This window comes from Stenotrophomonas sp. YJH_SMC_36 (assembly GCF_059369935.1).
Window position 1 is genome coordinate 176,484 of record NZ_JCAFTD010000007.1, and the last position, 13,327, is coordinate 189,810.

Annotated in this window: 13 protein-coding genes; 1 reads left to right on the top strand and 12 read right to left on the bottom strand. The window is 67.9% G+C overall.

Annotation, left to right across the window (positions count from 1 at the left end):
- The first annotated feature begins 4 nt into the window (after positions 1–4).
- A complete protein-coding gene (locus AC5P76_RS14935) occupies positions 5–610 on the top strand; it encodes a HutD/Ves family protein (protein WP_253118901.1) in 606 nt (201 codons plus the stop codon).
- Between the two features lie 54 nt (positions 611–664).
- On the opposite strand, the gene AC5P76_RS14940 is transcribed toward AC5P76_RS14935, so the two are convergent.
- The 12 genes from AC5P76_RS14940 to AC5P76_RS14995 all read right to left on the bottom strand — a co-directional run bounded on the left by AC5P76_RS14940 (position 665) and on the right by AC5P76_RS14995 (position 13,247).
- Positions 665–2,269, bottom strand: a complete 1,605-nt coding sequence (locus AC5P76_RS14940; RefSeq protein WP_253118902.1) for a sulfite reductase subunit alpha — start codon at positions 2,267–2,269, stop codon at positions 665–667.
- Positions 2,266–3,237 (bottom strand): FAD:protein FMN transferase, encoded by a 972-nt coding sequence (locus tag AC5P76_RS14945; RefSeq protein WP_253118903.1) that lies wholly within the window; start codon positions 3,235–3,237, stop codon positions 2,266–2,268. Before AC5P76_RS14945 ends, AC5P76_RS14940 begins: the two co-directional genes overlap by 4 nt.
- Before the next feature lie 52 nt (positions 3,238–3,289).
- Complete coding sequence (locus AC5P76_RS14950) at positions 3,290–4,093, bottom strand: DUF4198 domain-containing protein (protein WP_111185997.1); 804 nt, start codon at positions 4,091–4,093, stop codon at positions 3,290–3,292.
- Positions 4,094–4,209: 116 nt separating this feature from the next.
- A complete protein-coding gene (locus tag AC5P76_RS14955; RefSeq protein ID WP_065182424.1) occupies positions 4,210–4,728 on the bottom strand; it encodes a DUF2271 domain-containing protein in 519 nt (172 codons plus the stop codon).
- A 26-nt stretch (positions 4,729–4,754) separates the two neighbouring features.
- Positions 4,755–5,393 carry a PepSY-associated TM helix domain-containing protein gene (locus tag AC5P76_RS14960; protein WP_065182423.1) on the bottom strand — a complete coding sequence of 213 codons (639 nt, stop codon included), beginning with the start codon at positions 5,391–5,393 and terminating at the stop codon, positions 4,755–4,757.
- Between the two features lie 116 nt (positions 5,394–5,509).
- A complete protein-coding gene (locus tag AC5P76_RS14965) occupies positions 5,510–7,930 on the bottom strand; it encodes a TonB-dependent receptor domain-containing protein (protein ID WP_253118904.1) in 2,421 nt (806 codons plus the stop codon).
- A gap of 147 nt (positions 7,931–8,077) precedes the next feature.
- Complete coding sequence (locus AC5P76_RS14970; protein WP_065182421.1) at positions 8,078–8,476, bottom strand: hypothetical protein; 399 nt, start codon at positions 8,474–8,476, stop codon at positions 8,078–8,080.
- Between the two features lie 164 nt (positions 8,477–8,640).
- Positions 8,641–9,318, bottom strand: a complete 678-nt coding sequence (locus AC5P76_RS14975) for a Fe2+-dependent dioxygenase (protein WP_253118905.1) — start codon at positions 9,316–9,318, stop codon at positions 8,641–8,643.
- A 51-nt stretch (positions 9,319–9,369) separates the two neighbouring features.
- Positions 9,370–11,694: a catecholate siderophore receptor Fiu gene (locus AC5P76_RS14980; RefSeq protein WP_253118906.1), complete on the bottom strand. Its 2,325-nt coding sequence runs from the start codon at positions 11,692–11,694 to the stop codon at positions 9,370–9,372.
- A gap of 142 nt (positions 11,695–11,836) precedes the next feature.
- Positions 11,837–12,229, bottom strand: coding sequence for a hypothetical protein (locus AC5P76_RS14985; RefSeq protein WP_253118907.1), 393 nt, complete (start codon positions 12,227–12,229; stop codon positions 11,837–11,839).
- 149 nt (positions 12,230–12,378) lie between these two features.
- Positions 12,379–12,711: a non-heme iron oxygenase ferredoxin subunit gene (locus AC5P76_RS14990; protein ID WP_053516647.1), complete on the bottom strand. Its 333-nt coding sequence runs from the start codon at positions 12,709–12,711 to the stop codon at positions 12,379–12,381.
- Positions 12,708–13,247, bottom strand: a complete 540-nt coding sequence (locus AC5P76_RS14995) for a GNAT family N-acetyltransferase (protein ID WP_111186002.1) — start codon at positions 13,245–13,247, stop codon at positions 12,708–12,710. Before AC5P76_RS14995 ends, AC5P76_RS14990 begins: the two co-directional genes overlap by 4 nt.
- Between the last annotated feature and the right edge of the window lie 80 nt (positions 13,248–13,327).

A 13,327-nucleotide genomic window follows, 5' to 3' on the forward strand; every position in this document is an offset into this window, starting at 1 on the left:
AGACATGGATATCGATGCGCTGCTGAAGACTCCGAGCCAGGTGATTGCCCGCCTGGATTACCGCCGCGAACGCTGGCGCAATGGCCTGGGCTGGACCCGCGAAATCCTGCGGCTGCCGGCGCACGGGGACGACTGGGCCCTGCGCCTGTCCGTGGCGGAGATCGAGCAGGATGCCGCGTTCTCCGCATTTCCGGGCGTGGAGCGCGAACTGGTACTGCTGCAGGGCAACGGTGTGCGCCTGCGCTTCGCCGATGGCCGGGTGGCGGAGGTGCTGCCGCCGCATGGTCGCGTGCGCTTTGCCGGCGAAGAGGCACTGCACGGCGAACTGGTCGATGGCACCACCCATGATTTCAACCTGATGTGGAAGCGCGGGCAGTTGCACGCCGAGCTGCTGCACCGGCCGCTGGTGGGGTCGATGTTCTTCTTCTGCGAGCCAGGCGTGGCCTGGGCGCTGCACCTGCTGGCGGGTGAGGCCGGCTTTGCCGAGGACAGTGGCTTGCCGCCGATGCAGGCAGGCGACACTGCATGGCTGGCGGCCGGCGAGCGCCAGCGGCATGCGCTGCAGGGCAGTGGCGAGCTGCTGGCGATACGGGTGAGCGCCGCGGACTGATGATTCGCATGCGCCGATGGGCATCATCCGCGCATGCGCTGGGCGCTGCCTGGGCTAATACACATCACGGCGGTAACGGCCGGCCACCAGCAGGGCCTCCTTGCCGTCGGTACCCAGCACCTGCTCGATGACCGCATCCACGGCTGGCGCCATGCCCTGCAGGCTGCCGCAGACCAGGATCGTGGCACCTTCATCGACCCATTGCCGCAGCGTTGCCGCCTCCGCCAGCAGGCGGTCCTGCACGTAGCGGTGGCTGCCGCCGTCACGGCTGAACACCGTATCCAGACGCTGCAGCGTGCCGGCCGCCAGCATCGCCCGCAGTTCGTCACCGAAATGGAAGTCGTGCGCGGCCGAGCGCTCGCCGAACAGCAGCCAGGTGCGGTGCGCGCCGACGGCCGCGCGCTCATGCAGGTGTGCACGCAGGCCGGCGATGCCCGTGCCATTGCCGATCAGCAGCAGCGGCGCCGCAACGGCGGCACCGTGGAAGTTGTCGTTGCGGCGCAGGCGCAGTTGTACCGGCTCGCCGATGACGGCGTGGTCGCACAGCCAGGCACTGCCGATGCCGGGCGTGCCATCGGCACGCAGCTGCCGGCGCACCAGCAGTTCCACCGCACCATCCTCCATCACCGAAGCGATGGAGTACTCACGATGCGGCAGCGGCTGCAGGGCCGCCAGCAGGGCGGGCAGATCACCCGGTGGCACCAGCGAGGGCAGGTGCGAGCGTTCGACACGGGCCAGCAGCGTCTGGCCGTCCTCGATCACCGTCTGCGGATCGAAACCCTGTGATTCCAGCCAGGCCCGCGCGCTGTGCCGCGCGTGCTGCGGGCCGATCTCGGCAATGTCGCCGGCCTGCCAGCGCACGCCGTCGATGGCAGGCGCCTGCAGGCGCAGCCAGTACACCGGTCCGCCCTGGCTGCCGGGATTGAGGTGCCGGCGTTGCAGCAGCGTCCACGGCTGATATTCGGCCGGGCTCCAGTCGGGCAGTTCGCTGGCGCCACCGGCAAGTTGTCCGAGCAGTTGCTGCCAGTGCCGCAGTGCAGCGGGATCGGCGTTGTCGACCTCGATGGCGTCGAACAGGGCATGTGCGCCGTGCTGGCGCAGCCAGTCGTCGAGCTGGTGACCGAAGGCGCAGAAGTGACCGTAGCTGCGATCACCCAGGGCGAGAACGCCGTACGAAAGATGCTGCAGCGATGACGGCAGGGCCATCATATGGCGCAGGAAGGGCACTGCATGATCGGGCGGGTCGCCTTCGCCGGTGGTACTGGCGATGAACAGTGCACGCTGGCTGCCGGCCAGCAACGTGGCGTCGACCTCATGCAGACCGCGCACACGCACCGGCACGCCGGCACCACGCAATGCCTCGGCACTGCGTTCGGCCAGTTCGCGGGCGAAGCCGGTCTGGCTGGACCAGACCAGCAGGATCGGCGCGACGTCGCCAGAGGCAGCATCGTCGCGCGGTCGCCCACGCCACCACAGTGCGGTGCAGACCAGCGCATAGAGCGCGGTGGCGATGATGGCGATCTGCGATTGCCGCGCCGGCGGTGCGCCCTGCCACCAGGCTTCGCCGAGATGCAGTCGCAGCAGCGCCCAGCCGATCAGCGCCAGCAGGATCAGTACAAGCGCGTTGCCGAGCAGCGCGCGCGACGGCCGTGCGCTCATGCGTCCCGCTCGTCGAGCAGACGCTGGAAGGCGCTGCTGAGAAACTCGTGCGGGCCATCCGCTGCGCGATGCAGGTAGCGTGCGGCCAGTCCTTCGCGTTCGGCCAGCGCCATGCCGTGCTCGCGGCCGAGTACGGTGAGTGCGGTGGCCCAGGCATCAGCATGCATCGCGTCGTCGGCGACCACCGTCACCGCCGCTGCAACCTTGCGTACCGGCCTGCCGGTGCGCGGGTCGAGGCTGTGGCTGTAGGCCTCGCCATCGGCCTGATAGTGATGCCAGCGATCGCCGGAGGTAGCGACCGCCTTGCCGTCCAGCGCCAGCACCCGCGGTGGTGTTTTGGCGTGCGCGTCTTCTTCCGGCGCCGATTCCACCAGCACGCGCCACCGTTGGCCATCGGGCTTGCGGCCGTAGCCGGCCAGTTCGCCACCGACCTCGATCAGTGCAGCAGCGATGCCCTGATCGCGCAGCCACGCGGCCACGTGATCGACGCCGAACCCCTTGGCGATCGCAGAGAGATCCAGTTCCAGTCCGCCGGGTTGCAGCAGCGCATCGCCGCGCCATTGCAACCGCTGCCAACCGCAGCGCTCGCGCGTGGCCTGCACGGTGACGGCATCGGGTTGGCGGCGTTCGCCGGCACGTGCACCGAAACCCCACAGTGCCACCAGCGGGCCGATGGTGGGATCGAACGCACCGTCGCTGGCGGCAGCGATGGATTGCGCGCAGGACAGGACGTGACGGGTTTCGGCAGGCAGGGGGTACCACTGGCCTGCATCGGCGCTGTTGTAGCGGCTGAGGTCCGAGCCGGCGTCCCACGTACTCATCTGCGCGACCACATCATCCAGGCGCGCCTGGATGCCGGCGTGCAGCGGGTGCAGGTCGCGCTGGCGCGGCGCGACCAGCGACACGCTCCAGGTGGTGCCCATGGTGGTGCCGCCGAGGCGGGCGATGTCGAGCAGGGTATTGGTCATGACGGGGCGTGGCGGCTGCGATGCCGGGGCGTGCCCGGCATCGCGGTCCCCATTACTGCGGCAGCACTTCCAGCGTAGCCACGTAGCTCAGGCGACGCTTGGCGGCCTGCTTCACCGAGGTCTTGTTGTCTTCAGTACCGGTTTCCAGCCAGTACATGCCAGCTTCCGGCCAGGTCACCTTGATCTCGCCCTTGGCGTCGCTGGTCACCTTCAGTTCGTCCTGCGCGTTGCGGTAGCGGGTGGCGCCGCGCACGATCTCGAAGGCAAGGCCAGCCGTCGGCTTGCCGTCGACCAGCACGCGGAAAGTGGCTTCCTCGCCGGCGAACAGGTCGTTCGGGTGACCGACCGCAACCAGCTCGATGCCGCGGTTGGTCGGCTTCAGTGCGGTATCGTTCGGCGCGCCATTGGTCACGAACGTCTCCACGCGGCCGACCGACTGGCTCACTTCCAGCTTCTCCGCGTCCTTGGGCAGTTCGCCGAAGGTGGCGGCGGTACCGCGCCAGCGCTTGCGCTCGCCGTTCTGTTCGTAGGTGGCGAACAGGCCGTCATTGACCGAAGCGATGCGGTAAGTGCCCTGCTGCTTCAGCTCCAGATCGAACACGCTGCGGTACTTGCCGGTCGAGGCGTTCTGCGGCTGCACGGTGCTGCCGTCCGGCGCGGTGATCACCAGCGATTCCAGGCGCAGCGGCACGTGGTTGAAGTAGAACAGGTCGTTGGAGACCGCACCATCAACAGTGATCCACGGCGCATTGCCGGCGATCACGGTCTGCGAAGGCAGCAGCCAGGCCTTGTGGGCGAGTGCGGAAAAGGGAAGGGCAGCGGCCAGAGCGGCGGCGAGGACGAGCGTGCGCTTCATGCGGAAGACTCCAGGGACGTTGGATGGGTGGGGTCAGAGCCCTTCCTGTGGAAGGGGGCCGACCCCGGGGTCGGACCCCTTTCCAACGGAAAGGGCTCTGACCCCGGCTCAGGCGGTTACGGTTTGATGGCGAGGGTGACCTGGCCCAGTTCGGTGGCGCCCTGCGCCTTGCCGTTCTGTGCGGCGGTGGCCGGCCAGGTGAAGGGGATCTTCAGCAGTTCGCGGCCACCGACTTCGCGCACCGCTTCCACCACCAGGGTGTAGTTGCCCGGGGCCAGCTGCTTCAGCGCCGGCTGCTTGTCGTTGAACGACAGCGCGTGCTTGCCGGCCGGGCGGGTCGGGCCGGTCACGCCGTCCACCGGCACCTGCAGGGTGCGGCCGCTCTTGCGCCACCACTGGCGCAGGTCGGGCAGCCACTTGGTGCCATGGCCTTCGCTGTTGCTGGTCTGCTGGTACCAGACCGACAGGTTGGCGGCCACCTTCTGGTCGGCACCTTCCAGCCACACCGCTACGTAGGGACGGTGATACTCGGCGACATTGAGCTTGGGCACCTCGACGTTGATGTCGAGCGTGGCGGCATAGGCCGGCGAGGTGGCCAGCAGGCCGCTGAGGGCGATGGTCAGGGTGACGCGCATGGGGCGGCTCCGGAAACGGGGAAAAGTCAGTGGATCAGCAGCAGGGCGATCAACAGCGGGATCATCAGGCCCAGGCCGACCAGCGGCCAAGTCATGCGCCGCTGCCGTGCATGCAGGTGCAGCAGGAACAGGCCGGTGATGCAGAACACCAGGCAGGCCACGGCGAACAGGTCCAGGAACCAGCCCCACGCCGGGCCCGCGTTGCGGCCCTTGTGCAGGTCGTTGAGGTAGGACACCACGCCGCGGGAGGTTGATTCGTACTCCACCGCGCCGGTTTCGCGATCGATGCTGAGCCAGGCGTCGCCGCCGGGGCGTGGCAGCGACAAGTAGATCTCCTCGGCCGACCACTCGGCCGGGCGACCGCCGATGGCGATGCCCAGCTGCGTATCCAGCCATTGCCGGGCCGGGCGGGGGATCGGCGCGTGGCCGTCCTCGCGCGTGCCGAGCTGGCCGAGCAGATCGGCCGGAAGTTGCAGCTGCTGGTTCTGCACCTCGGGCTTGGCCTCGATCTTCGCTGCATGGTTGAGGGTCAACCCGGTCACCGCGAACAGCAGCATGCCGATCAGGCACACCGCCGAGCTGATCCAGTGCCACTGGTGCAGCGTCCGCAGCCAGAAGCCGCGGCTCTGTTGCTGCTGCACGTTGGAGGGAACGGAACGGCTCACGACGGGGATTCAGGGCGGATGCGGACTGCGCATTACATCATTGATGAGAATAGCTCGCAATTGCGTATCGTTCTGTATCCCGGCGCCGGCCACGGCCGGCACCGGTCAGGGTCGCCTCAGAACTTCGCGTTCAGCGAGATCCAGTAGCTGCGGCGCTGGTCCTTGGTTGCGTAATCGTCCACGCAGCTGAACTCGCTCTGGCTGATCAGCAGGCACGACTGCGAGACGAAGTCCTTGTCGAGCAGGTTGTTGACGCGTGCGTTGACGGTCAGCCATGCGTTGGCCTTCCAGCTGCCGCCGAGGTGGAAGATCGTGTAGTCCTCGTAGACGCGGTCGTGGCTGTTGCCGGCCGCATCGAGGATCGTATCGCGGTAGCGGTCGTAGCGGCCTTCTCCTATCAGCGACAGACTGACCGCGTCGCTGACCTGCCAGTTGAGGCTGGCGTTGGCCATATGCCGGGCCGGCATGGTGCCACTGATCGGCAGTCCCTTCTGCGGGCCACTGGTCTGTTCGCTGCGGGTCCAGGTGTAGTTGCCCCGCAGCTGCAGGGTTTCCAGCAGATCGACGTGCGCGGCCAGTTCGGCGCCACGGGTTTCGGCCTTGTCGATGTTCACGCTCTGGGTGAAGGTGCTGTACCCCAGCGAGGCCCAGCCCGGCCCGATGTCCACGCAGTAGCCGCTGCCGGCCGGAGCCACTTCGCAGTTCGGGAAGGTGCCGCCGCTGGCGATCTTGTCGTCGAACCGGTTGAAGAAGCCGGTCACGTTGAAGCCCCAGCGCTGGCCTTCGTAGTAGGCAGCCAGCTCGTAGTTGGTGCTGGTTTCCGGCTTGAGGTTCGGCGAACCCACCAGCGGCAGCACGCCCTGCCCACCGAAGCCGGTGATGCCCGGGAACAGCTGGTCCGGGCGCGGTGTCTTGTAGCCGGTGCTGACACCGCCCTTGAAGGTCCATGCGTCGCTCGCATTCCACACCAGGTAGCCGCGCGGGCTGACATGGCTGCCGAACACGTTGTGGTCGTCGTAGCGCAGGCCGAAGGTCGCCGTGAGGGTATCGGTCAGTGCCCAGTTGTCCTCCGCGAACAGGGCCCACATGCGGTGCTTCTGCCGGGTGTTGCTGCGGTAGCCGGCGCCATCCATGCCGAACACGCCGTCGACCATGTCGGTGTCGTTGTACTGTCCGCCAACGGTCAGTTTGTGCGCGCCGAAATCGAGGTCGAGCATCGTGTCGAGCACGTAACCCTCAAGCTCCATCGTGCGCAGCGGACGTGGCAGGAACGCCTGCAGGCGCGCCATCTCGCTCGGGTCGAGGGCAGACAGCGCATTGCCACGACCGGCCGCGCAGTTGTTGGCGGCGCCGGTGCGGCGGCAGACGTCATTCCACAGCGTCTGCAGGTTGGCGCGCTCGTCCAGGGTCAGTGGCAGCGAACGGCCGAGGTTGCTGCTCTTGCTGTGGGTCAGCGAGGTCTGCCAGGTGCCGAAGCTGTAGCGGCCCTGATGGGTCAGCGAGACCTGGTCACGCTCATAGCGCTGGTAGGCGGTGTAGCCCACGCGCGGCTGCACCACGCGGCGGGTGATGGTGCCGCCGCCATCCGGATCGGGGATGACCGCATTGCCGACGCGCCACAGGCTGGCCAGGCTGTCGAGCGTGCCGGTCTGGCCCCCGCTGTTGTCGTACTTCTGCCGCGACACGTCGTAGTCCAGCCACAGTTCGTGGTCGTCATTGACGTGGACGTTCAGGCGCACGCCCGTGTTCCAGTTGGTGTTGGCCACCGACTTGCCGCCACCTCCGAAGCCGATGCTGCGTTCCCACAGGGTGCCATCGGGCAACGGCAGCGCATCCCATTCCGGATTGGACGCCTTCGCATCGTAGTAGCTGCCGCGCACGGACAGGCCCAGGCGGTCCTTCAGCAGCGGACCACTCAGGTACACGTCGGTGCTGCGGGCATCGCCGAACTGGTCGTCCTGCTGCACGGTGAAGCCCTGGGTCAGCGCGCCGTGCCAGCTGTCCTGGTTGCGGCGGGTGATGATGTTGATGACACCGCCCATCGCATCCGAGCCGTACAGCGTGGACATCGGGCCGCGCACCACTTCGATGCGCTCGATCGCATCCAGCGGCGGCAGGTAGGAGAACTGTCCGCCACCGAAGTTGTTGGGATACAGCTGGCCGACGTTGCTCTGGCGGCGGCCGTCGATCAGTACCAGGGTGTATTCCGAGGGCAGGCCACGCATGGAGACGGTGGCGCGGCCATTCTTGTCGGTGGCTTCCAGGCCGACGTCGATGCCTTCCACATCGCGCAGCGCATCGACCAGGCTGGTGTAGGGGCGCTTGCTCAGTTCCTCGCGGCTGACCACGCTGATGCTGGCCGGGGCATCGGTGATCTTCTGTTCGAAGCCGGAGGCGGTGACGACCACCTTGTCCAGGGTCTGCGGCGCTCCGGCGATCTCTGCATGGGCGAAAGCTGGGGCCGCCATCGCCGCCAGCACGGCGCTGGTCAGCAGGGGGCGGGACAGGGACGAACGGACACGATGGCGCTGGGCCATGGCAGATACCTCGAAGGATGTAAGGCAGCGCGATGCCGGGTGCGGAGCGCACACGGCAGGCAGGGAAAGCCCGGTCAGGGGCGGCAGGGAAGAAGCAGTCAGCGGCGTGTGGACGCGACCGCGCAGGCGGTCACGTCGGGCCGTGGATCAGGCGAGCGGCGGCGCCTGACCGCGTTGCTGGCGACGCCCGGGCGCGTCGGCCCAGGGCGTGTCCGGAGCGGCCAGTGGCCAGTCCGGGCGCACACCGGACATGGCCGGCGTGACGGGTACGAGTTCAAGTTCGGTACGCAGCCACTGGCTGGCCAGCAGCAGCGGCGGCGCCTTCTCGGCCGCTTTTACCGGGGCGGAGGCACAGCGGCGCAGCTTGGCCGGGGCTTCTTCCTGCAACGGGCCTTCGCCGCCACGTTCTTCCAGCGGCATCTGCAAGGTCATCGCTGTGGCCGGGTGCGGCAGCAGCGGCAGGGTGCCCAGCAGCAACGCCAGCATCGCCACCCATGCCAGCAGGCTGGCCAGCGCGGGACGCTGGCCGCGCATGGCGGTGCCCATCTTGCGATGGATGAGTGGGCGAGGGCGGAGCGGGCGCAGCAAGCGGGGGTCCCCAGATGGTTTGCCGGCAACGGCCAGCATCAACGGGGCGTGATTGTAATGAGAGCTGTTAGCGGATGCAAATGAGAATGATTGCTAAAATGTAGGGCGCGGCCTGGAGTGGCTCAGACCTCGCTCCAACGTCGCAGCAGGTTGTGATACACGCCGGTCAGCTGCAGCACCGCCTCAGCGTCGCCTCCGGTCTGTCGCAGGCGCTCGATGGACGTGTCCATTTCCCACAGCAGGCGACGCTGTACATCGTCGCGGACCATGCTCTGCACCCAGAAGAACGACGCCACGCGCGCGCCCCGGGTAACAGGATTGACCTGATGCAGACTGCTGGAGGGATAGACGATCAGGTCGCCGGCAGGCAGCTTCACCTCGTGCTCGCCGTAGGTGTCGCTGATGATCAGCTCGCCGCCGTCGTACTCGTCCGGCGCCGACAGGAACAGGGTGCAGGAGATGTCCGAGCGCAGCTGCTCGCCGTTGCCCAGGTTCATCACTGCGCCATCGACGTGGAAGCCGTAGGTGCCGCCGCCGCGGTAGCGGTTGAAGCGTGGGGGGAGGATCTTCAACGGCAGTGCCGCAGCGAAGAACAGCGGGCTGCGCCGCAGTGCGGCGAGCACGCCGGCACCCAGCTCGGCTTTCACCGGTGACGCGTCCGGCAGCTGTTCGTTGTGCTTCACCTGCGCACCCTGGGCACCCACGGTCTCGCGGCCATCGGTCCAGTCGGCGGTGTCCAGTTGCTGGCGGACCTGTGCCACTTCATCAGCGGTGAGCACGTTGGGAATGTGCAGCAGCATGGTGTCGTCTCGTCGTTGCGCGGGGGAGCCGGGCTCCCCCGCGCCAGGACATCAGAAGCGGATGTCCGCGCTGAGCAGGAAGGTGCGCGGGGCACCCGGGGTGTAACGGTAGCCGCTCTTGTTGATGCTGGCCACGTAGGCCTTGTCGAACAGGTTGTAGCCGTTCAAGCGCAGCGAGATGTTCTCGTTGACCGCCCACGACACCACGGCGTCGTACACCACGTAGGACTTGGTGAATGACGGCGTGCCGACAGCACCGTCGGTGCCACGATGCATGCCGGCGGCGTAGCGCACGCCACCCCCGACGGTGATGCCGTGGGCCAGCGTGTAGCTGGTCCAGCCGGTGAACGTATCGTCCGGCGTGTACGTCAGGTTGGTGGTGCCGTCGGCAGCGACCTTGGCGCCTTCCTTCACTTCGGTGTCGAGGTGGCTGAAGCCGGCCGACACCGACCAGTTGTCGGTCAGGCGGCCCACGGCGGACAGCTCCACGCCCTTCACGCGCTTGCTGCCGGTCTGGGTCGGGTTGCCGGCCTCGTCGAGCACGGTGGTATTGATCTCGTTGTCGACGTCGGTCTGGAACAACGCCAGGTTGACGGCCAGTGCATCCTCCAGGAATGCCCACTTGCTGCCGACCTCGAAGGTCTTGGCCTTCTGCGGGTCCAGCTTGGGGTTGTCGGCGCTGCTGGCCGAGCTGCTCAGCTGGAAGTTGGCACCGCCCGGGGGCTGCTGCGAGATCGCGTAGTTGGCATACACGCTGACCGTGTCGCCCACCTTGTACAGCGCGCCCAGCTTCCAGTTCAACAGAGTGTCGGAGGCCTCCAGCGTGGGGTTGCGCAGCACGGTGCCGGCCGGATTGCTGCCGCAGGCGGGACCACTCCGGCCGCCGCAGACCGAGGCGCTGGCGTACTCGGTCTTGTAGTGGTCGGCACGCACGCCGGCAGTCAGCAGGAAGCTGTCGCCGAATGCCAGCGTGTCGAACAGATACGCCGAGGACGTGGTGGTCTTGCCGTGGGCATCGGCGCCGTTATGCGCCCAGGTCAGCCCGGTCACGTTCCAGTCCGGGTCGTACAGGTTCGCGGCAGGCCAGCTGGTGCCGCCGGTGGCCGCCTGGCCGTAGCTGTCCAGTTCTTCGCGGGTGAACTCCAGGCCTGCGCTCAGGGCATGGCCGATGGCGCCGGTGCTGAAGTCGGCCCGCAGGTTCAACTGGTCGGTCAGGATGGTGTTGCGCTGGTCCTTGAAGGTCGGCAGGCTGCGCGCGATCGTGTAGGTCGAACGGTCGGCGGGGTTGGTGTAGCCGATGTTGCCGGTCGGACGACCATTGGCGCCGAGCGCGCCGGTACCCATGAAGGCGGTGAGCAGGTAGTCCTGCTCGGTGCGGCCCCAACGCGCGGTATTGGTCAGGCGCACGCTGTCGTTGAAATCATGTTCGAAGCGGAACGTGGCCATCTTCGCGGTCACGTCGTCGTGGTCGGCGCGGGTACCGTAGAAGTTCTCCGGATCCACCGGATGCCCGGCCAGGGCTTCGAGTGTCGGCTGCGGCGTCCAGCCCGGCAGCCCCAGGGTCGGCACGCCGCCGTCGGGCACGTTGTCCTGCTTCACGTACAGCAGGTTGAGGTAGTAGCGGGTCGCCGTGCCCAGGCCGAACGCCAGCGACGGGGCCAGGCCCCAGCGCTTGTTCTGCACGTGATCGCGGCCGGGCTGGTCGCTGTCCTGCCACATCGCGTTGACGCGCAGCGCGCTGGTCGCGCCCAGCGACTGGTTCCAGTCACCGGTCGTCCGGCGCTGCTGGTCACTGCCCAGCGAAACGCTGGCCGACGTGGCGTCCTGCAGGGTGGCCTGCTTGCTCACCAGGTTGATGGCGCCAGTCGGCGCCGAGCGACCATTGTCGGTCCCTGCTGGCCCCTTGGTCACTTCCACCTGTTCGATGTTGAACACGTCGCGCGAGATCGAGCCGAGGTCACGCACGCCATCGACGAACAGGCTGTTGGAGGTGTCGAAGCCGCGCATGAACAGCGCATCGCCGGTGGTGGTGTTGCCGTTCTCGCCGGCATAGAAGGTACCCACGCCCGGGCTGTTGCGCAGCGCTTCGGTCAGGGTGGTGGCGCCCTGCTGGTTGAACAGGTCGCTGGTGATGACCTGGATGGTCTGCGGGGTGTCCTGCAGCCGCTGGGTGAACTTCGGCGAGGCGACCTTGTCGGCCTTGTAGCCATGTGTGGCGTGCACGTCGATCTTGTCCAGCGTGCGGGCATTGTCGGTCGCTTCGGCGTGGGCCAGCGCGGGCAGCGTGGCCAGGCCGAGGCCGGCGGCCAGGCTGGCGGTCGCCAACGGCAGGTTGCGGAGTGGGGAGGCGTGCTTGCGGCTCTTGATCGGGTTCATGGGTCTGGGTGGGTAGCGGGACAGGAACGATCCGCCGGTGCCGGATGACGGCGCGGCAGGCAGGATCGGAAGCGGACTCGAAGCGGGATCGGAGGTGGAGGTCCGGCAAGCGCCGGACGCCCGGGCGCGGCCGGGGGAAGCGTCAGCTCAGCAGGGACGGAGGCGCCTGGCCGGGGGGATGCTGGTAGCGCGACGGCAGCGCCGGGGCCGGGTAGGGCGACGGCGCGGCTGCCGGCACCAGTGGCGGCACCGGAAGCGGGCCACACAACCGCCGCAGCAGCGGGGACTTGATGCTCCGGCTGTCATCGGGCTCGGCTTCCACCCGTGGCATGGCCTGCTCGCGGGGCGGCGTGCCGAAAGGCGCTGCGGGCAGGCTGTCCTGCGCCTGCAGCGCCGGCGTGGTGACCAGCGAGCTGCGCGACCCTTCATGCAGCGCCGACCATCCCAGCAGCAGTGCCAGCAGCAGCGCAGCCAACAGCGGCCCGCCCGTGCGGGCAAGCTGGCAGAGCGTAGCGATGGGCGCGGGCGAGGCCATGGCGCGGCGGTGGGCATTACGAAGATGTTACGTAGAGTAACAGCAACGATAATGATTCGCATCTTCGGTGTTGCGGGAGGTCTTTACCTGGCCACTCGCGGCCCTGTGGGCGCCTGCAGGGCCCTTCCCAGGCGGGGCGGATGGGCCGGTCAGTCCCGGTCGTCGCGGGTCCAGATGGCGTCGTGCTCGCGCTTGACCGGGAACTTGGGGACCGGGCTGTACGCGGGGGCACACAGGGCACGACCATCACGCACGTCGAAGCGGGCACCGTGCAGCACGCACTCGACGCTGCCTTCGGTGGTGTTGAACTCGCCGGAGGACAACTCGAATTCCTCGTGCGTGCACTGGTCTTCCAGGGCATACAGCTCGCCATCGAGGTTGAACACCACGATCGGCGTACCGGTAACCTCGTCGAACACGCTCTTCATTTCACCCGGCAGCAGGTCGCTGCCGGCGCAGACGAAGGTCCACGCGTCGCTCATGCGGTGGCTCCCGCCAGCGGCTTTTCCAGGATCTCGAAGCGCAGATCGTCGCGCTTGGGAATGCCGAAGCGCTCGTCGCCGTAGGGAAACGGCTTCTTGATGCCGGTGCGGCGGTAGCCGCGGCGCTCGTAGAAGGCGATCAGTTCGTCGCGCACGTCGATCACGGTCATCTGCATCACCGGCACGCCCCATTCGCGCGCGGCGTGGGCTTCGGCCGCATCCATCAGCTGCTTGCCGACGCCGCCACCCTGCTGGGCCGGATCGACCGAGAACATGCCGAAGTAGCCCTTGCCGTCGACATCGGCGACGTGGGCGCAGGCCACGAGGCGGCCCTCGCGCTCCGCCAGCAGGATGGTCGAGCGGGGCCGGTCGAGGTCGGTCTGGATGCCTTCGGCATCGATGCGGGCGCCGTCCAGCAGGTCGGCTTCGGTGGTCCAGCCGGCCCGGCTGGCGTCACCCCGGTAGGCGGAGGTCACCAGCGAGATGAGGGCGGGGATATCGGCCGACGTAGCGGCGCGGAAGGTCAGGGTGCTCATGGCGCCATTCTAGGTGGGGCGTGGGCGGCCGCAAATGGGGAGGTGGGGTCAGATCCCTTTCGCGCGACGAAAGGGATCTG

Coding starts and splice junctions, on each gene's coding strand:
- AC5P76_RS14935 (WP_253118901.1), top strand. CDS start 5: ATGGATATCGATGCGCTGCTGAAGACTCCGAGCCAGGTGATTGCCCGC.
- AC5P76_RS14940 (WP_253118902.1), bottom strand. CDS start 2,269: ATGAGCGCACGGCCGTCGCGCGCGCTGCTCGGCAACGCGCTTGTACTG.
- AC5P76_RS14945 (WP_253118903.1), bottom strand. CDS start 3,237: ATGACCAATACCCTGCTCGACATCGCCCGCCTCGGCGGCACCACCATG.
- AC5P76_RS14950 (WP_111185997.1), bottom strand. CDS start 4,093: ATGAAGCGCACGCTCGTCCTCGCCGCCGCTCTGGCCGCTGCCCTTCCC.
- AC5P76_RS14955 (WP_065182424.1), bottom strand. CDS start 4,728: ATGCGCGTCACCCTGACCATCGCCCTCAGCGGCCTGCTGGCCACCTCG.
- AC5P76_RS14965 (WP_253118904.1), bottom strand. CDS start 7,930: ATGGCCCAGCGCCATCGTGTCCGTTCGTCCCTGTCCCGCCCCCTGCTG.
- AC5P76_RS14970 (WP_065182421.1), bottom strand. CDS start 8,476: ATGGGCACCGCCATGCGCGGCCAGCGTCCCGCGCTGGCCAGCCTGCTG.
- AC5P76_RS14975 (WP_253118905.1), bottom strand. CDS start 9,318: ATGCTGCTGCACATTCCCAACGTGCTCACCGCTGATGAAGTGGCACAG.
- AC5P76_RS14980 (WP_253118906.1), bottom strand. CDS start 11,694: ATGAACCCGATCAAGAGCCGCAAGCACGCCTCCCCACTCCGCAACCTG.
- AC5P76_RS14985 (WP_253118907.1), bottom strand. CDS start 12,229: ATGGCCTCGCCCGCGCCCATCGCTACGCTCTGCCAGCTTGCCCGCACG.
- AC5P76_RS14990 (WP_053516647.1), bottom strand. CDS start 12,711: ATGAGCGACGCGTGGACCTTCGTCTGCGCCGGCAGCGACCTGCTGCCG.
- AC5P76_RS14995 (WP_111186002.1), bottom strand. CDS start 13,247: ATGAGCACCCTGACCTTCCGCGCCGCTACGTCGGCCGATATCCCCGCC.